At 67.5% G+C, this 16933-nt stretch carries 14 protein-coding genes; 2 read left to right on the top strand and 12 right to left on the bottom strand.

The window, feature by feature from the left end; translation table 11 throughout:
* On the bottom strand, window positions 1-440 hold a 440-nt coding region (locus tag O4G76_RS18025; protein WP_269398630.1), incomplete at its 3' end, for a transposase.
* 325 nt (window positions 441-765) lie between these two features.
* Here O4G76_RS18025 and O4G76_RS18020 point away from each other — a divergent pair.
* Window positions 766-1620, top strand: coding sequence for a universal stress protein (locus O4G76_RS18020; protein WP_269398629.1), 855 nt, complete (start codon window positions 766-768; stop codon window positions 1618-1620).
* Window positions 1621-1803: 183 nt separating this feature from the next.
* Here the strand turns inward: O4G76_RS18020 and O4G76_RS18015 are convergent, their stop codons facing one another.
* From O4G76_RS18015 to O4G76_RS17980, 8 genes are all read right to left on the bottom strand, one after another.
* Entirely contained in the window at window positions 1804-2214 is a 411-nt protein-coding gene (locus O4G76_RS18015) for a CBS domain-containing protein (RefSeq protein ID WP_269398628.1), read from the bottom strand.
* A 158-nt stretch (window positions 2215-2372) separates the two neighbouring features.
* On the bottom strand, window positions 2373-3329 hold the full coding sequence (locus O4G76_RS18010) for an FAD:protein FMN transferase (RefSeq protein WP_269398627.1): 957 nt from the start codon (window positions 3327-3329) through the stop codon (window positions 2373-2375).
* 3 nt (window positions 3330-3332) lie between these two features.
* Complete coding sequence (gene nqrF, locus O4G76_RS18005) at window positions 3333-4550, bottom strand: NADH:ubiquinone reductase (Na(+)-transporting) subunit F (RefSeq protein WP_269398626.1); 1218 nt, start codon at window positions 4548-4550, stop codon at window positions 3333-3335.
* Window positions 4547-5146, bottom strand: a complete 600-nt coding sequence (gene nqrE, locus O4G76_RS18000) for an NADH:ubiquinone reductase (Na(+)-transporting) subunit E (RefSeq protein ID WP_269398625.1) — start codon at window positions 5144-5146, stop codon at window positions 4547-4549. Before nqrE ends, nqrF begins: the two co-directional genes overlap by 4 nt.
* Window positions 5143-5802: an NADH:ubiquinone reductase (Na(+)-transporting) subunit D gene (locus tag O4G76_RS17995; RefSeq protein WP_269398624.1), complete on the bottom strand. Its 660-nt coding sequence runs from the start codon at window positions 5800-5802 to the stop codon at window positions 5143-5145. Before O4G76_RS17995 ends, nqrE begins: the two co-directional genes overlap by 4 nt.
* On the bottom strand, window positions 5799-6599 hold the full coding sequence (gene nqrC, locus O4G76_RS17990) for an NADH:ubiquinone reductase (Na(+)-transporting) subunit C (RefSeq protein ID WP_269398623.1): 801 nt from the start codon (window positions 6597-6599) through the stop codon (window positions 5799-5801). The genes O4G76_RS17995 and nqrC overlap by 4 nt, the downstream gene beginning before the upstream one ends.
* Window positions 6592-7386, bottom strand: coding sequence for an RnfABCDGE type electron transport complex subunit D (locus tag O4G76_RS17985; protein ID WP_269398622.1), 795 nt, complete (start codon window positions 7384-7386; stop codon window positions 6592-6594). Before O4G76_RS17985 ends, nqrC begins: the two co-directional genes overlap by 8 nt.
* Complete coding sequence (locus O4G76_RS17980; protein ID WP_269398621.1) at window positions 7383-8537, bottom strand: hypothetical protein; 1155 nt, start codon at window positions 8535-8537, stop codon at window positions 7383-7385. The genes O4G76_RS17985 and O4G76_RS17980 overlap by 4 nt, the downstream gene beginning before the upstream one ends.
* Window positions 8538-8637: 100 nt before the next feature.
* On the opposite strand from O4G76_RS17980, the gene O4G76_RS17975 reads away from it, so the two are divergent.
* Complete coding sequence (locus O4G76_RS17975) at window positions 8638-9726, top strand: polyheme membrane-associated cytochrome C (RefSeq protein ID WP_269398620.1); 1089 nt, start codon at window positions 8638-8640, stop codon at window positions 9724-9726.
* A gap of 366 nt (window positions 9727-10092) precedes the next feature.
* Here the strand turns inward: O4G76_RS17975 and O4G76_RS17970 are convergent, their stop codons facing one another.
* The 3 genes from O4G76_RS17970 to scpA all read right to left on the bottom strand — a co-directional run bounded on the left by O4G76_RS17970 (window position 10093) and on the right by scpA (window position 16917).
* On the bottom strand, window positions 10093-12987 hold the full coding sequence (locus O4G76_RS17970; RefSeq protein WP_269398619.1) for an EAL domain-containing protein: 2895 nt from the start codon (window positions 12985-12987) through the stop codon (window positions 10093-10095).
* 2 nt (window positions 12988-12989) lie between these two features.
* Window positions 12990-13877, bottom strand: a complete 888-nt coding sequence (locus O4G76_RS17965; protein WP_269398618.1) for a hypothetical protein — start codon at window positions 13875-13877, stop codon at window positions 12990-12992.
* Between the two features lie 901 nt (window positions 13878-14778).
* Entirely contained in the window at window positions 14779-16917 is a 2139-nt protein-coding gene (gene scpA, locus O4G76_RS17960; RefSeq protein WP_269398617.1) for a methylmalonyl-CoA mutase, read from the bottom strand.
* Window positions 16918-16933: the final 16 nt, after the last annotated feature.

Here is a 16933-nt window from a genome sequence, read left to right as displayed (position 1 = left end):
CCGGCGCTGTGGCGACGCACCTTTTCGGCTTTCCGCATTTCGACCAACTGCCTGCGGCGACGAAGGAAATCAGAAAGTCGGGCCCGATCCGGATGAGGCGGCGCGGTAACCTCGAGAGGCAAGAGGCGCCCCATATCAGCCAGTATGCGCGCATCGACCCGATCCGTTTTGGCCAACACGCCCGTCGCGCGGGCGAACTCTCGGGCTTGGCGCGGATTGACCCGTGCGAAGCGAAGGCCCCGGTCGCAGAGTGCCTTGATCAAAAGAGTGTCGCAGCCGCTGGTGGCCTCGAAGACGACTAGAGAGTTTGCAGGCAAGGACGCGGTCCAGCGGGTAATGCTGTTCGGATTGTTATCGATCCTCACCACCACCTTGGTCGGCAGGGCGTGCGTATCGATCCAGCCGCGGGCAAGGTCGCAGCCGATGACGGTCTGTGGCATGGTAAAAGCTCCTGTCCATGTCATGCGGGATCGGAGTCAGCCGTCCCAAGCAACTGTTCAGGTTGATCGCGACGCGGAAGGGACCCTTGCTCCCACACGGGCTCTCGACCCTGGGGGGGGACGGGCTCCCTTCCGCACCGCCATTCTACTCCATTCGCAACAGACAGGGGGGGGGAACTCTTCTACGAGGACCAGTCCAACCAGATCATCCATTGATGCCGGACTGCCCCGCACAGGAAACTCTGAGATTGATCTGGCGCAAGGCGCGCTGGGCGAAAGCCCGCGAAGCTTGGAGCGTGCCGGAATGTAGCGAGGGGTAGAGCACATGGAAACGATCGTCGCCGCGACCGACTTCTCCAAGGCGGGCAACCAAGCCGTCCTGCGGGGGGCAGCGATCGCGGCCCGCACGGGTGGGCGCCTGCACATCTTCCATGCCTCGAGCTTTCGGATCTCGCCCGAACAGGCGGCGCATTTCGCCGCCCTCGTGGAAGGCTACTTCGACACCCTGCGCGCCCGCATCCAGTGCCGGTACGGACCGAGGCTGGAAGTGGACGGCACCCATGCGAATGTCTGGCGGGATATCCATAGGGTGCTGGCACAGCAGAATGCCGAGTTGCTGGTGGTGGGACAGCATGTTCACCCGAACGGGATCGACGCGTTTCACGGGACCTTCGTGGAGCGTCTGGCCGCCGATTGCGCGGTGCCGGTCCTGGTCTCGACCACCGCACCGGAGGCGCCCTACCGCCGTACATTGGTGGTGGTCGATCCGAGCCCGGAAATCGAGAGGCTCATCCCGGTCATTCGCGACGTCGCGCCCGGTTCCGCCGTCGCGTTGATGCAGGTCGCACCCGCCGAGCCGGGTGACGAACTCCCCTGCGCCCCCGATGGCGCGGGCGCGAACACCGTGCAGGAGCAAGGCCCCCGCGCAATCGAGGGTTTCCGTGACCGAACGCGTCTCGATCCCGAAACCGAGATCCTGATGGTCAAGGGCGATCCGCGCGATCGGATCCGGCGACTGGCCTCGGCGCGCGGGCTCGACCTCGTCGCTCTTTCCGGGACGGGGCCGATGCCGAAACTGAATGGCGATTTTCTCAGGACACCGCCATGCGACCTGTTGGTGTTCCCGAACGCTGCCCGGCGGACGACGGATACTGCATTTCCGGCGATGAGCCGGACATGACCCAAGCGGCTCCCACGGGCCTGCCGGACCCTGCAAATCCAAGGGGCGCCGCGCCAAGCCATAGACCGGGAAGACCGACTGTCATTCGTGGCCGAGTGAAAGCTGCTCGTCGACGCATGTGATGCTGCTCATCGCAGCCCTTCGCCCACTGGAGCGCCGCTTGCGCGATCGTCATAGGTGGCTTCAGGTCGATACCCGGCTCTCCCGCCGGGCCAGGGCCCTGACGACATCGCCGCGAGAAACTATGCCGATGATCCGCCCCCCATCGAGGACCGGAAAGCGGCGATAGCGACTGGCGAGGAACCTCTCGATCGCCGCGAGGATGTCCAGATCGGCGGGCAGGCTTTCGACAGGTGCATGCATCGCCTCGGCGACCCGACCCGGCGGCCCGGCGTGGTAGGCCGCGTGCAGCGCCCCCTTCAGGCAATCCCGCTGCGACAGCATGCCGACAAGGCGGCCATCGGCATCGACGACCGGCAGGCCCGAAACGCCGTGAAACGCCATGAGATGCATGGCGCGCAGCAGGTCCATCCCGGGTGTCGCGGTGACCACATCGCGAGTCATGATCGCAGCGATGCGCGGCAGCGGCTTCATGGGACGGGGCGGCGTGCGCAAGGCTTGCGACATCCGTCGCAGGCCCGGCCGCATCCGCCGGATAGCGGGCCGCGCCCGGCCAGAAGCCCCAAGGCCAGCCCGGCCATCGACAGCGACACCAGAATGAGAACGAGTAGCAGCAACATGTGCGATATCCTTCATGCAATGAAATGGGCGTCGATGCCGCCGGTCATCATCTCGACCGCCCCCTCGGATGCGCGATGCAGGAACAGGGCCGCGATCCCGGCCCGGCGGGCGAGCGCGGCTCCTCGCTCGGGCCCCAGCGCCAGAAGGCCCGTGGCCAACGCATCGGCACGCAGGCCGGTTCGAGCCAGCACCGAGACCTGCAGGAGCCCCTGCGCGGCGGGCCGGGCGCTGACCGGGTCGATGACATGGCTGGTCGTCGCGGGCCCCGCATGGCCCTGCGGCGCATGGGCGGAAGTCGCCAATGCCAGAGGTCCCGGCCGGACCACCCGCTGCGCTTGCGGCAGCTCCGCGCCCGGCGCCTCGATCGCCACTCTCCATGGTCGGCCCGATGGATGGCGACCGAGCGTCCGGACCTCGCCGCCGATCTCGACCAGCGCGTCCCTCGCACCCAGACCGGCGATCCGTTGGGCGAGCAGATCGAGCGCATGTCCCTTGGCCAAACCGCAGGGATCGAAGGTCAGCGCGTCATGGCTCTTGCGGACCGCGCCGCCGCTCAGTTCGAACCGCCCTGCCCTCGTCACCTCTCCTGCGATCTGGCCGAAACCATAGCGCGCCACCAGCGGCCCGACGCGTGCGTCGAACCCACCCCCGGTCAGCCTCTGCACGGCTTCGGCCTCTCGCAGGCAGGTCCGGGTCGCATCCCCCATCTGCATCCACCGCCCCGCCGGGGCGCGATTGAGCGCGGTGAGGGCGCTGTCGTCGCGCCAAGGGGACAGCTCCGCATCCAGTCCGGCAATCAGGCCGGTGGTCTCGGCCATCAAGGCCGCCCTGTCCGTCCCGGCCGGCACGAGGCAGCGCCAGTAGCTGCCGAAGGCCGGGCCGCCGAGGCTGATCGTTGCGGCCCATGCGGGTGGGGCAAAGAGTGTCACCGCCGCGCCCATCAGAATCTCGCGTCGTCCGATCCGCATAAATCAGCTCCCGAAATCATCGAAGAAGATCCGGCTTGGCGGCACCCCCGCCTCGTCCAGCACGCCCATCACCGCCGCGATCATCAGCGGCGGACCGCAAAGGTAGTAATCGCACGCTTCTGGAGCCGGATGATCGCGCAGAAGGTCGTCGCGCAGCGCCGCGTGGACGAAGCCCGTCCGCCCGTCCCAGGGCTCGTCGGGACGCGGATCGGACAGCGCGACCTCGAAGCGGAAATTCGGACACCGGCGCGCCAGCGCCGCGAACTCCTCGGCGTGGAACAGGTCGTCGCGGCGGCGCGCACCGTACCAGAAGCTGATCGGTTGGGACGCCCCCTGCCCGAGCCGTTCATGGATGATCGCCCGGAGCGGCGCCATGCCGACGCCGCCGCCGACCAGCACCATCTCGCGCGTTCCCGCTTGCGCACGAAAATCGCCATGCGGGCCGCTTGCCGCGATCCGGGTGCCCTTCTCCACGTGAAACAGCCAGGACGAGACCGCCCCCGGCGGCAGGCGCGGCCGATCCGGCGGCGGCAGGGCAAGACGGATGAGCAGCACGAGATGCTCCTGCGCGAGATCGGCGGGGGTGCTGGCGATGGAATAGGCGCGGGTGACCGGCGCGGTCGTGACGGCGCGCAGCTCCCGCAGCTCGGCCCAGTCCGTGGCAAACCGCTCCGGCACTTCGATCGTGTCGAAGCCGAAATCATGCGGCGGCGCGGTCAGCGACACGAAGGCCCCGGCCTGCACCAGGGCGACCACGTCGGGCGGCGCCTCGAGCACGAGTTCGCGGATCAACGGCGTCAGGAAGCGTGCGCGCAGGAGGGTGCAGTCGAAGCCCCGCGCGCCCAGAAGGCTCTCGGGCAACTCGACCGCGACCGGCACGCGCAACCGGAGCTGACAGGCCAGATGCATGCCTGCGCGGCGCTCGGCCCGTGACAGCCGGGCCCGTTCGGCGGGCAGCGGCGCGACGGGTTCTCCCCTGACCCGCACCCGGCACTGGCCGCATGTTCCCGCGCCTCCACAAGCCGCGGGCAACAGGATGTCATGCGCGGCCAGCGCCCCCAAGAGATCGGTGCCGAAGCGGCTTTCGAAAGGCGCATGGTCGTTCACCGTGACGGCGATGGGCAGATCGGGCACCAGCCGCCGCCGTGCCATCATGAGCGCGGCGCTGAGTGCCAGCACCAGCGTCACGAGAAGGACCACGCCCACCAGCATCCCGGTCATGGCACCAGCCCCCCGAAGCCGGAAAAGCCGAGCGACATCAGACCGGTGACGATGAAGGCGCCGCCGAGGCCTTGCAGCCCCTCGGGCATGTCGGCATGGCGCAACCGCTCGCGGATCGCGGCGAAGGCAGTGATCGCAATGGCCCAGCCGATGCCGCTGCCGATCCCCCAGACCACCGCCTCAAGCGGGTCGTAGCGCCGCTCGACCATGAACAGGCTGCCACCCAATATCGCGCAGTTCACCGTGATCAGCGGCAGGAACACCCCCAGCGCGCGGTGCAGCGCCGGCACGAAGCGATCGAGCAGGAGCTCCATCAGCTGCACCATCGCGGCGATGACGCCGATGAAGACGATGATCCGCAGAAAGCTCAGATCGATCTCGGGCAGCCCGGCCCAGTGTAGCGCGCCGGGGGCGAGCAGGAAGCTGTGGATCAACGCGTTGACCGGCACCGTCACGCCCTGCACCACGATCACCGCGAGACCGAGGCCGAGCGCGGTGGAGATCCGCTGCGACACCGCGAGGAAGGTGCAGATGCCGAGGAAGAAGGACAGGGCGAGGTTGTCGGTCAGGATCGCGGCGAGCAGGATCTCCGTCATGGCCGCGCCTCCCCCTGCCGGGACAGCAGGCGATGTTCCGGCCGTTCGACCTGTTCGGGGCGCGCCGTGCGGATCGCCCAGATCATGAGCCCGATGATGAAGAAGGCCGATGGCGCGAGCTGCATCAACCGCAGCGGTTCGAACCAGCCGCCCTGTTCCGTCAGCGGCAGCATCGGAATACCAAGAAGCCTGCCGGTGCCGAGGAGTTCGCGGATCGTCGCGACGACCACCAGCACGAGGCCGTAGCCCAGCGCGTTGCCCAGCGCGTCCAGGATCGAGGGTCCCACGGGATGGTGCATGGCGAAGCCCTCGGCCCGGCCCAGCACGATGCAGTTGGTGACGATCAGCCCGACGAAGATCGACAGCCGCTGGCTGATCTCGAAGGCATAGGCGCGCAGCACCTCGTCGGTGACGATCACCAGCGTGGCGATGATGGTGATCTGAAGGATCAGCCGGATCGCGTGCGGGATGTGGCGGCGGATCGCGCTGATGATCGCGGCCGAGGCGCAGAGCACGAAGATCAGCGCTGCCGCCATGGTGAGCGCCGTCGCCAGCGCCGTGGTCACCGCCAGCGCCGAGCAGATGCCCAAGATCTGCAGCGTCACCGGGTTCGACCGGATCAGCGGATCGGTCAGGTGATGCGACAACCGGATCATCCCGCCCCCTCCCCGGCCAGGCTGTCGAGGAACGGGCCATAGCCCCACGGCCCCATCCAGAAGCGCAGCATGGCGGTGACGCCGTTGCCGGTGCGGGTGGCGCCCGAGATGCCATCGACCTCGTAAGGCGTGGCGGCCGTGCCGCGCACCACCTCGATGCGGATCGTGCCGCTGTCATCGGCGATGCGGCGGCCGGGCCAGAGCGCCTGCCAATCGGCGCGTTCGATCTGCGCGCCGAGCCCCGGCGTCTCGCCCTGTTCGGTCACGGTCAGCGCCGCGACGGTGTCGAGATCGGGTTCGAGCGCGAGCAGCGCGTGGATGGTCGACTGATACCCCGCGCCGCGCATCGGCAGCACCACGAGCGCCAGTGCGCCGTCGCGTTCGAGCAGGTGGATCACGGCCACGCGCTCGCGCCGCCCGATCCCGGCGATGTCGGCCTCCGGCGGCAGCTCGATTCCGGTGCCCGGATCGCGCGCCACCCGCTCGGGATCGAACGCCATGACCTCGTCGGGCAGCACGCGGCCGGTCTCGAGATCGACGAGACGGCTTTGTAGCTCGGTCACCCCGGCCTCTTCCATCACCTCGCGCAGCCCCGGCAGCGCCTCGATCATGGCCTGCATCCGGGCTGCGCGGGCGGCCTCGAGATTGGTGGCTTGCCGCGGCTCCAGCAGCGTGGCCGTGGTCGAAACGGTGAGCGCCGCGCCCAGCGCCACCAGACCGGCCATGCCCAGTGCCTTGACCGGGTCCTCGTTGGGCCGCGCGAGAAACCGCGCCCACGGACCGCGTGTCTCAGCCATGGCTGACCCCCTCGCGCCAGTCGGCGACGGCGATCACGCCCGCATCGATCAGCGGCGCGAAAAGACCCGCGAGCAGGACCGCGAAGACGCCCGCCGACATGTCGAAACCGGGTCCCCCGGCTGCGCCCAGAAGTGCGATGAGCCCGCCCACCATAAGGCCCGACAGCCATTGCCCCGGCCCGGTAACCGGCGCACCGAAGGGATCTGCGGCGAAATAGACCAGAAGGACGGCGAGTGGCGCCCCCTGCGCGAAACCCGAGCCCCCCGCCCCGGTCGCCAGCGCAAAGCCCGCGGCCCCGGCCAGCACGACCCGCCACGGCGCAAGCCCCGCCAGCAGGAGCAGCGCGCCTCCGGGCAAGGCGGCCCAGAGCACCGGCGTTTCCGGAACCACCGCCGCTAGCGGCGGAAACGAGAAGGCAAGCAGCGCCAGTGCCAGCGCGCCGGTGCTGAGAAAGCCGAAGCCCGCGCCGCCGAAAACGAGAGCGCCGAGCACGAGCGCCAGAGACAGAGCGAGCGCGAGTTGCCAGGGCGCGGCCTCGGGCGGAGCGAAGAGGACCATGAGCAGCGCCGGCACCAGCACCTCGAAGATCGGCCCGCGGCCACGAAGCTCGGCGAAGATCAGGGCGCAGGCCAACGCGGCCGTGACCACGGCCAGCGCATGAGGCCATGCCGTGCCCGGAGCCCGCAGGAACAGGATCACCGCAGGCGGCGCGAGGGCGATCAATCGAAGCGCCGTGGCATCGCGGGCGGCACGTTTTCGAAGCGCCGTGACACTTCCATCCCTCATCGCTCGCCCTCCAGCTCATCGAGGACGCGGCGCAGCAGAGCGCCGTAATCGGCACCGCTGGCGCAGATCGCGCTGGCCGCTCGCATGTCCCCCTCGACCAGATCGAGGCAACCATGCCTGCGCGCGGTCTCGGCATCGCCGATCTGCAATGCGTGCAGCAGCGGGATCGCACGCAGCCGCATCGGCAGCGTCGCCGCCAAGGCCGGCACCGGCACGATCGGCCCGAGCGCACCGTCGGGCGGTGGGACCGCGTCGTGGCGCGGGTCGATCCGGCTCTCGTTGCGCCTCAGCGGCCGGGTGGCCGGGGTCGTCCAGCCAGCCTCCTTCAACGCCTCCGCCAGATCGGCGCCGAGCGGCGCCTGCCGCAGGCCTGCGACCTCGCCCATGGGCGTGACGATCTCGACCAGGCGCGTCGGATCGAACAGCCCCTCGCCGCAGAGCCGGCCGAGCGCGATCGCCGTCTGCGCGTCGAGCGTCCAGACTTCGCCGCCATGGGCCACGCTGCACAGCCGGCGCAGCCTGTGGGCCATGCCGTCATGGCGCGGCGCGACCGTGTCAAGCTCGACGCGTCCCTCCGCCGGGGCCAGTGCCGCGCCGCCGTGCTGACACAGGATCACAGGCCCGTCGGTGAGCCTGCAGAGCGCGCGCAGGCCATGTCCCAGCGCGAATGGCGCAGCCTGCGCCGCCGCGACCGCCGCACCGTCCAGCGCGTTCACGAGGATCGCCTTGGGCCGGACCTCGGGGTCGGGCACGCGGTCGAAGGGCCGGGTACGCAGATCGCACCAGAGCCCGTGGATCAGCATCAATTCGCGGGTGTCGCCCACCGCCCTCACCGGCGCAGCCCGTGCCGGGCCCGCAGGCCGGATCACCACCCGGATGACGCGGCGACCGAGGCCGGTCTCCACCCGCACCACCCGGCCCGCCACCGGGGCGACGACCCGGATCGCGGGCCGTGCCCTGTCATGCATGACGGGCGTGCCCAAGGCCACCTCCGCCCCCTCCTCGACGCAGGCAACGGGCCGCAGGCCGGGCATGTCCTGCGCCTCCAGCGTCACCGTTTCCGGAACGATGGCGGGCGGACCGAAGGCACGTTTGCGGTGCGGCTCGAGACAGGACATGTCGACCTCCGGGGCGGCTTCTTCTCCCTGCATCGGCCAACCGCCGCGCGGCCGCCTTGATCTCGATCAAGGCTCGAGGCGGCCCTGCATCGCATCATCGAAACATCTGGCCCCAGCCCGTCGGAGAGATGCCATGCGCCGCCCTGCATTCCTGCTGTCAGCGTTACTGACCGGCAGCCTCGTCCCGGTCTGGTCACTGGCGCAAGACCTCGAACCCACGCTGGAAGAGATCGTCGAGGACTGGATGGCCTCGGGCCACGCCGACGCCATGTCGGAAGCGTTCCGCCACTGGGACGAGGAGGGCGAGATCCCCGGCGCCTGCGCCGCGTGCCATTCCACCACGGGCTTTAGGGCCTATCTCGCCTCGCCGATGACCACCGCAGGCGTCATCGACCATCCCGTCCCCACGGGGGATTTGGTCGAATGCACCTCGTGTCACGCCCCGGAAGCGGCGTCGCTCACCACCCTTCCCTTTCCCTCAGGCGCGGCGATTTCGCTTGGGTCGGGAATGGCGGTCTGCGCGGTCTGTCACCAAGGCCGCGCGTCCGGGGAGGACGTCGACTCGGCCATCGCGGATCTCGGCGACGACGAGGTGTCGGACCGGTTGAGCTTCATCAATGTCCATTACTCCGCGGCCGCGGCGACATTGCTGGGTGCCGAGGCCGGCGGCGGCTATGAATACAAGGGCCGGAGTTATGCGGGACGTTTCGCGCATGTTCCGGGCTTCGACGACTGCGCGGGCTGCCACGGCGCGCATGACACGGCGATCGAGATCGTCGACTGCACGAGCTGTCACGCAGGCGTGGAGAATTCGCGCGCGATCCGAACGAGTGAAGCGGACCCAGACAGCGACGGCGACACCGCCGAAGGCATCGCCTCGGAGATCGAATCCCTGCACGAACATCTGCGCAGGATGATCATGCTCTACGCCGAGACCGTCAGCGACGCGGCCATTCTCTACGCGCCGGACAGCTTTCCCTACTTCTTCACCGATCTCGACGGCGACGGGCAGGCCGACGCGGAGGAGACCGTACGCGACAATCGCTATGCCAGTTGGACACCTCGGCTGCTGCGCGCGGCCTACAACTACCAGTTCGTCGCGAAAGACGAAGGCGCCCATGCCCACAACCCGCGCTACGCGGCGCAGCTCCTGATCGATAGCCTGAACGATCTCGCCGAAGCTCTGCCCCAAGCCCCGGGAGACGCCTTCATGCGACCATGACGGCACAAGGGAACATCGCAGGATGATACGCTTGGCGTTCCGCTGCTCGTGCTTGGGATCAGCACCCGCTGATTGCCTTTTGGGGCATGGTTCATGGCTCGAAGGGCGAGCGGCGGCCTGAGCAATCCCTTACGGCTGATTGAGGCGCGGATGGCGCGTCATAGCCGTAGTTCACCAAATTTACGGCGAACCGCGTAGCGACGATCATCGAGGACCGCCCGGCGTCATCCTCCCGAACCGCAATGGCCTGCGGGGGTGCGATGCATACGCAGCATACGGCCCCCACAAGTCGCACTACTTCATGGTATCCTCGCCTCGAAGTCAGCGAAGAAGATGCCGCCATGCATCATGGGGCTATCCATACCATCAGGCCGGGATTCGCTTCGGTCTCGAACTCGATGGCATCGACATGTTGCCGTAGTGGGCGGCGCCGATGCCTTCGAGCAATGCCGGGACCGCGTCGAGCCGGACTGCCGGGCTGTAGTAGAAGCCTTGCACTTCATTGCAGCCCTCGGAGCGCAGCTGGTTGAGCTGTTCGAAGGTCTCGACCCCTTCGGCGGTGGTGGTCATTCCGAGGCTCGTCCCCAACCCGGTGATCGCCCGCACGATGGACAGCGCGTCGCCGCTCTTCTCGATATCGCGAATGAAGGAACGGTCGATCTTGATCTTGTCGAACGGGAAAGAGCGCAGGTAACCCAACGAGCTGTAGCCCGTGCCGAAATCGTCCATCGACACGCGCACACCCATACCGCGCAGCTGTTTCAGGATCGACAGCACGAGTTCGCTCTGCCGCAGCAGAACGGATTCGGTGATCTCCAGCTCCAGCCGCTGCGGTTCCAGCCCGGCCTGCGACAGCGCCTGAGCCACTTGGTCGAGCAATTGCTGCGAGCGGAACTGCGCCGGTGACAGGTTGACCGCGATGCGAACATGGGCGGGCCAGCCGGCGGCGGCGTCACAGGCGCGCTGCAGCACCCAGGCACCGATCTCGCTGATCAGCCCGATCTCCTCCGCAAGCGGGATGAACTCCGCGGGCGACACCGCGCCGCGCTCGGGATGCGTCCAGCGCAGCAGCGCCTCGAAGCAGCTGACCCGGCTCGTCGCCATGTCGACGATGGGCTGGTAGTGGACCTCGAACTCGTCATTCTGCAAGGCCAGGCGAAGATCCCGTTCGAGCATCCGGCGTTGCTGCATCGAGCTGTCCATCTCCTGCTCGAAGAAACGGAAGCCGTTGCGTCCATCGGCCTTGGCCCGGTAGAGCGCCATGTCCGCGGCCTTGACCAGCGTCTGGGCGTCGCCGCCGTCATCGGGATAGAGCGCGATTCCGATGCTGGTGCCGATCGCGACCTGGTGGCCGGCGATCTCGAACGGTCGGGTGATCTCCTCGATGATGCGTTCTGCCAGCTTGCGCGCCTCCTCGCCCGACGCGATGTCGCTTTCGATGATCGCGAACTCGTCACCGCCGAGCCGCGCGACCACGCCCGAGGGACGCAGGCAGCCACGCAGCCGCGCGCCCACATGGCGGAGCAGTTCGTCTCCTGCGGGATGGCCGTGCAGGTCGTTGACCGCCTTGAAGTGGTCGAGGTCGAGATAGAGCACGGCGTGCTGCCGACCGCGCGCCGCGACTGCAAGGGTTTCTTCGATCCGGCGCGTGAACAGCAAGCGATTGGGGAGGTCGGTGAGCGCGTCGTGAGGCGCCATGTGTTCGATCCGGGCCTCGTCGCGCTTGCGCTGGGTGACATCCTCGAAGGTGGCGACCCAGCCGCCGGCAGGCATCGGCACGCAGGAAACCGATACCGACCGGCCGTCGCCGGTGGAGGCGAGATGGGTCAAGGTCTCGCGGTCGCTGTCGCGTCGCGTGAGGAGCGAGATGAAGTCGGCGTCCTGTGCCTCGGTGACATGCCCCGCCCTGTTCATGACCTCGAGGATCTGCGCGATCTTCATGCCCGGCTTGAGAGCCCCGGAAGGCAGGCCGTAGATCTCCTCGAAGCGGCGATTGTGCACGACCAGTTCGCCCTTGGGGCCGTACATGCAGAGGCCTTGGGACATGTTGTTCAGCGCGGCGTCGAGACGCATGTTGCGCTTGGCGATCTCCAGCTCGGACTGTTCGATCAGGCGAGCGCGGGCTTGGGCGAGTTGTGTGATCAACCCGTCGAAACTGCGGGCCAGCAGGCCGATCTCGTCCTTCCGGGCGAGGATCGAGGGCGCGATCAGCTCAGCCACTTCGGGCGTCCGGCTTTCGTCTCGCGCACCCGTCGACAACCTGTTCATTGCCGCGCTCATGGCGGTGATCGGATCGGTCAGGCCGCGCGAGGCGATCCAGCCGAAGACCAGCATCGTCAACCCGAGGAAAACGGTGGTCAGCGTGAGAGTGCGTTTGAGCTGCGCAATGCTGCCGAAAGCGGCCTCCTCGGTCACGCCCGAGAGCATCTGCAACTCGAGATGTGCGAACGGGCTCTCGGCGGGAAACTGCGCCGAGGTGACCAGATCGGGGCCCTGATCCCGCACTAGCGCCTCGCCCGGCGCGGCTCCCTCCACGGCCGCAAGAAGGCGCTGCACGATTTCGTCGGCCGTGTCCGAACCGGTGCGGTAGAGGAGCCGTCCCTCGCCATCGCGTAGCAGCAACGCGCGCTCGGCGCCTTGGGCCTCATCGCCGATCTGCACGCGGGCAAGCTGTTCACGCAGCCGGTCCATGCCGATCGTGCCCGAGAGCACGCCGATCACGGTGCTTTGGTCATACTCGGCCCGGATCGGCACGCTGAACAGAAAGGAGTCGTCGGCAAGGCCGGGATGCGCGTCGAACCCCCCCACGACCGGAAGCCCGGCGAGGCTTTGGTCCAGATGGTCGATGTCGAGATCCTGACCGGGGCTCAGATCAACTCCCTCGGCCGCGATCACCGCGCCGGTTTCGTCGGTCACCACGAATGCCGCGAACTCGCGATATCGCGTCCGCATCGCCGCCAGCGACCTGGCGATCTCGCCGATGCCGTCGGCGATCAGGACGTCCTGCATCACGTTCGTCTCGGCGAGCGTGGTCAGGTCGTACATCGTGCGGTCCAGCCAACGCTCCAGATCGAGCATCTCGGCATTGAGGGTACGCGTGGCCTTGTCCGCGACTTCGGCCCGCAGCGCACGCTCTCCGAAATAGGTGGCAACCAAGGTGCCAATTCCCAGCGATACGAGAGCGCAGGTGAACAGCATCGCCGCCACCTTGAGGCGCAACCCCGCCCGCGCCCAGCGAGCGACAGGGGTGGCCGTGGCCATGCTCAGAGATCCTGCCAGCCGATGAGGGTCCAGGGACCCACGACCCGGAACGCGGCATCGCGATCCACATCTTGGCCGGTGATGCGGCCCTGACCCCGGGTGGCATCCTGGCCGATCGCCTGGCGGAAGCCCGCGAGGTCGAGGCCGGCAAAGTCGAAGCCATCGAAATAGTCGTCCCGATCCTCGAGATCACCGACCCGCTCGGTGGGGATCTCGCGCCGGCTGTCGAAGATCACGTGTCCGGTATCGGCGACGATCATGATCTCGCCCGCATCATTGGCAGCCAGCCGCTGGAGGATGTCGCCGTAAGCCGTGAAGGCATGTTCGTAATGCAGGATCGACCGCTTGTCCCCGTCGACCAGAACGGGAGTCACGTAGGCGACCACCCATTTGTCCGCGTCCGGCGACAGGTAGATCGGCGAGGTATAGACCTGTCGGTGATCTGCCGCGAAGCCGGGCGCGAAGAACGGCGCATCGGCCTCATCGGTCGCAAGATCATGGGCGATTTCGTCACCGACGATGCGGGATATCTCAGCGCCCTGCGGGTCGATCAGGCACATTTCCTCGACGTGGAACTTGTCCTGCGTGGCAAGCGAGACCTCGTCGATCCGCGACTTGTGGCGGTGCCGTTCCGAAGCATCGTGAGTATGAAAATAGTCGGCAAAGGCCTCGTCCTGTGCGACCGTCACCAGCGCCCTTTGCGCATTGGAGTGCAGCCGCCCGATCGCGGCGGCAGCACGCTCGGCGAGCGCGTCCACCGCTGCCGTATCGGCCTTGGCGCCGCCCGCGACTACCCCGCTCATGGCAAGGGCCAAGCCAGCGCAGACCAGTTTGCCCATGATTGCCGAATTTTTCATCGTGCCTTCCCCGTCTTGTCCAATGCCGGCCATCAGATCCGATGGTTCAGGCTGAATTCCGTAACATGTCGAAGGGAAGTCGGGCATTTCTGTGGCGGAGGCGCCAAGACTGTTTCCTCCCTGACGCTTAATGGCCCTAAGGCCACAAGATCGTCATGTGCACACGAGGCGTCGAAAACCTCGGGACGCCTTGGCTCACTGCCCATATCAGGGCGGGGGCAATGCCGTAGCATCGCGGCCTGCAGGCCCCATCGAGCCGGAAACCTCGCGCTTCCGACCGTAGAGGTTCTAGACGCCGTCGAGATCGTTGCTTCGTGCGGTGTCCCGGCATTCATAGGCCTTGCAAGCGCTTCGTGCTGTGCTCGGCATCGATAATGAGCGGTGAATCTTACCGGTTCGTTAATGGCAGGCACTCTCCCTTCGAGAGCATCCCCTGACCTTGCCGGAGCGGCCTTTCTGGCAGGTGGTATGGTGTATGGGCCGATAAGACTGAAATCCGTCGCTCGATGCGGGCTGCCTCGGTCCGATGATGAAGCAGCGCGTCGGACCCTGCTCGGGGGACCAGACCGCTATCACCAGCACGTATGGAGAGCATGGCATCGCCCTTAGCTTCGTCGGCAAGTCCGATGTGATGTCTGAGCCGTGAGTGGTTCGGGCCACGCCGAACGCGATGCGCTGGGGCAGCTTCTCGGCGTGAGCTGGTGGATCATGCCATGGCCCACCGCGGCACAGTGGCTGTCACCATGCAGGGCATGTCGGCGAGGATGTCGGTCCGGTACGACACGTCGGCAAAATCGTCGCTCTTCGCGAGGCGCACCCGCCGGTCCGAATGATTTGTCCATTTTTCGAGACACCGGCTGCCGGCAAACCGGCACCCCGCGAGCAATCCCGACTCGCGAGGTGACGTGAGCCGAGACCCGAGCAAGGCCCGGAGCTACCCCCCGGTCTTCGAGATCATCGACAGGATCTCCGAGGCCGCCTTGGGGATATTGGTGCCCGGACCGAAGATCGCGGCGACACCGGCCTGTTTCAGCATCTCGTGATCCTGATCGGGGATCACCCCGCCACAGACCACGAGGATCTCGCCCGCCCCCTGCTCGCGCAGCGCGGCCACCAGCTTCGGCGCGAGGGTGCGATGCCCCGCGGCCTGGCTGGAGATGCCCACCACGTGCACGTCGTTGTCGAGCGCGTCCTGAGCCGCCTCTTCCGGCGTCTGGAACAGCGGCCCCATGTCGACGTCGAAGCCCAGATCCGCGAAGGCGGTGGCGATCACCTTGGCGCCGCGGTCGTGCCCGTCCTGACCCATCTTCACCACCAGCATGCGCGGGCGGCGACCCTCGGCCGCGGCGAAATCGGCGATCTCCTTCTGGATCCGCTCGAAACCCTCGTCGCCCTCCCAGGCCTTGCCATAGACGCCCGCCAGCGTCTTCACCTCGGCCCGATGCCGGCCGAAGACCTTTTCCATCGCCATGCTGATCTCCCCCACCGTGGCGCGCGCCCGGGCCGCCTCGACCGCCGCTTCCAGAAGGTTGCCATCCCCCCGCGCGACCTCCTCCAGCGCCGTCAGCGCCGCGTCGCAGGCCGCCTGGTCGCGGGTCGCCCGGATCGCCTCCAGCCGCGCCACCTGCCCGTCGCGCACCTTGACGTTGTCGATGTCGAGGATGTCGATCGGATCCTCGCGCTCCTTGCGGTACTTGTTGACGCCGACGTTCACCTGTTCACCCCGGTCGATCAGCGCCTGCCGCCTTGCCGCCGTCTCCTCGATCCGAAGCTTGGGCATTCCGCTCGCCACCGCCTTGGTCATGCCGCCCAGGCCCTCGACCTCCTCGATCAGCGCCCAGGCCTTCTCGGCCAGTTCGTGGGTCAGCCGCTCGACGTAATACGACCCCGCCAGCGGATCGATGACGTCGGTGATGCCGGTCTCCTCCTGCAGGATCAGCTGGGTGTTACGGGCGATGCGGGCCGAGAAATCGGTAGGGAGGGCTATCGCCTCGTCGAGCGCGTTGGTGTGCAGCGACTGGGTCCCGCCGAGCACCGCCGACAGCGCCTCGTAGGCGGTGCGCACGACGTTGTTGTAGGGATCCTGCGCCTGGAGCGACACGCCCGAGGTCTGGCAATGGGTGCGCAGCATCAGGCTCTTGGGATCCTTCGGCTCGAACTCTTCCATGATCCGGTGCCACAGCAGCCTGGCTGCGCGCAGCTTCGCGGCCTCCATGAAGAAGTTCATGCCGATCGCGAAGAAGAACGAGAGCCGTCCGGCGAAGCGGTCCACATCCATGCCGCGTGCGATCGCCGCGCGCACGTATTCGCGCCCGTCGGCCAGGGTGAAGGCCAGCTCCTGCACGAGATCGGCGCCAGCCTCCTGCATGTGGTAGCCCGAGATCGAGACCGAGTTGAATTTCGGCATGTGATCCGCGGTGTAGCCGATGATGTCCGCCACGATCCGCATCGAGGGTTCCGGCGGATAGACATAGGTGTTGCGGACCATGAACTCCTTGAGGATGTCGTTCTGGATCGTGCCCGAGAGCTTCTCGACCGGCACGCCCTGCTCCTCGCCCGCGACGATGAAGCTGGCGAGGATCGGGATCACCGCGCCGTTCATCGTCATCGAGACCGACACCTTGTCGAGCGGGATGCCGTCGAACAGGATTTTCATGTCCTCGACGCTGTCGATCGCCACGCCCGCCTTGCCGACATCGCCCTCGACCCGGGGGTGGTCGCTGTCATAACCGCGATGGGTGGCGAGATCGAAGGCGACCGAGACGCCCTGCTGCCCGCCCTCCAGCGCCCGCCGGTAGAAGGCGTTCGATTCCTCCGCCGTGGAGAAGCCCGCATATTGCCGGATCGTCCAGGGCCGACCGGCATACATGGTCGAGCGGACGCCGCGCGCATAGGGCGCCTCGCCGGGCATTGCATCCAGATGCGACAGCCCTTCGAGGTCGCCCGCGTCATAGACCGGCTTGACCGCGATCCCCTCCAGCGTGTCGCGCGTCAGGCTTTCGGGATCGCGGCCCTTCAGCTCCTTGCGGGCGCGCGCGGCCCATGATCCGCGGGGGTCGCTGTTCTCGGTCATGTCATGGCCCTCCCAG

It is taken from the genome of Limimaricola sp. G21655-S1, assembly GCF_027213785.1.
Taxonomy (GTDB): Bacteria; Pseudomonadota; Alphaproteobacteria; order Rhodobacterales; family Rhodobacteraceae; genus Limimaricola.
The sequence above is the reverse complement of the archived record's forward strand: the minus strand, read 5'-3'. Positions and strand labels throughout refer to the sequence as shown.

Excerpts from the sequence above, each read along its gene's own strand:
- O4G76_RS18020 (WP_269398629.1), top strand. The coding sequence starts at position 766 with ATGGAAACGATCGTCGCCGCGACCGACTTCTCCAAGGCGGGCAACCAA.
- O4G76_RS18015 (WP_269398628.1), bottom strand. The coding sequence starts at position 2,214 with ATGAAGCCGCTGCCGCGCATCGCTGCGATCATGACTCGCGATGTGGTC.
- O4G76_RS18010 (WP_269398627.1), bottom strand. The coding sequence starts at position 3,329 with ATGCGGATCGGACGACGCGAGATTCTGATGGGCGCGGCGGTGACACTC.
- nqrF (WP_269398626.1), bottom strand. The coding sequence starts at position 4,550 with ATGACCGGGATGCTGGTGGGCGTGGTCCTTCTCGTGACGCTGGTGCTG.
- nqrE (WP_269398625.1), bottom strand. The coding sequence starts at position 5,146 with ATGACGGAGATCCTGCTCGCCGCGATCCTGACCGACAACCTCGCCCTG.
- O4G76_RS17995 (WP_269398624.1), bottom strand. The coding sequence starts at position 5,802 with ATGATCCGGTTGTCGCATCACCTGACCGATCCGCTGATCCGGTCGAAC.
- nqrC (WP_269398623.1), bottom strand. The coding sequence starts at position 6,599 with ATGGCTGAGACACGCGGTCCGTGGGCGCGGTTTCTCGCGCGGCCCAAC.
- O4G76_RS17985 (WP_269398622.1), bottom strand. The coding sequence starts at position 7,386 with ATGAGGGATGGAAGTGTCACGGCGCTTCGAAAACGTGCCGCCCGCGAT.
- O4G76_RS17980 (WP_269398621.1), bottom strand. The coding sequence starts at position 8,537 with ATGCAGGGAGAAGAAGCCGCCCCGGAGGTCGACATGTCCTGTCTCGAG.
- O4G76_RS17975 (WP_269398620.1), top strand. The coding sequence starts at position 8,638 with ATGCGCCGCCCTGCATTCCTGCTGTCAGCGTTACTGACCGGCAGCCTC.
- O4G76_RS17970 (WP_269398619.1), bottom strand. The coding sequence starts at position 12,987 with ATGGCCACGGCCACCCCTGTCGCTCGCTGGGCGCGGGCGGGGTTGCGC.
- O4G76_RS17965 (WP_269398618.1), bottom strand. The coding sequence starts at position 13,877 with ATGGCCGGCATTGGACAAGACGGGGAAGGCACGATGAAAAATTCGGCA.
- scpA (WP_269398617.1), bottom strand. The coding sequence starts at position 16,917 with ATGACCGAGAACAGCGACCCCCGCGGATCATGGGCCGCGCGCGCCCGC.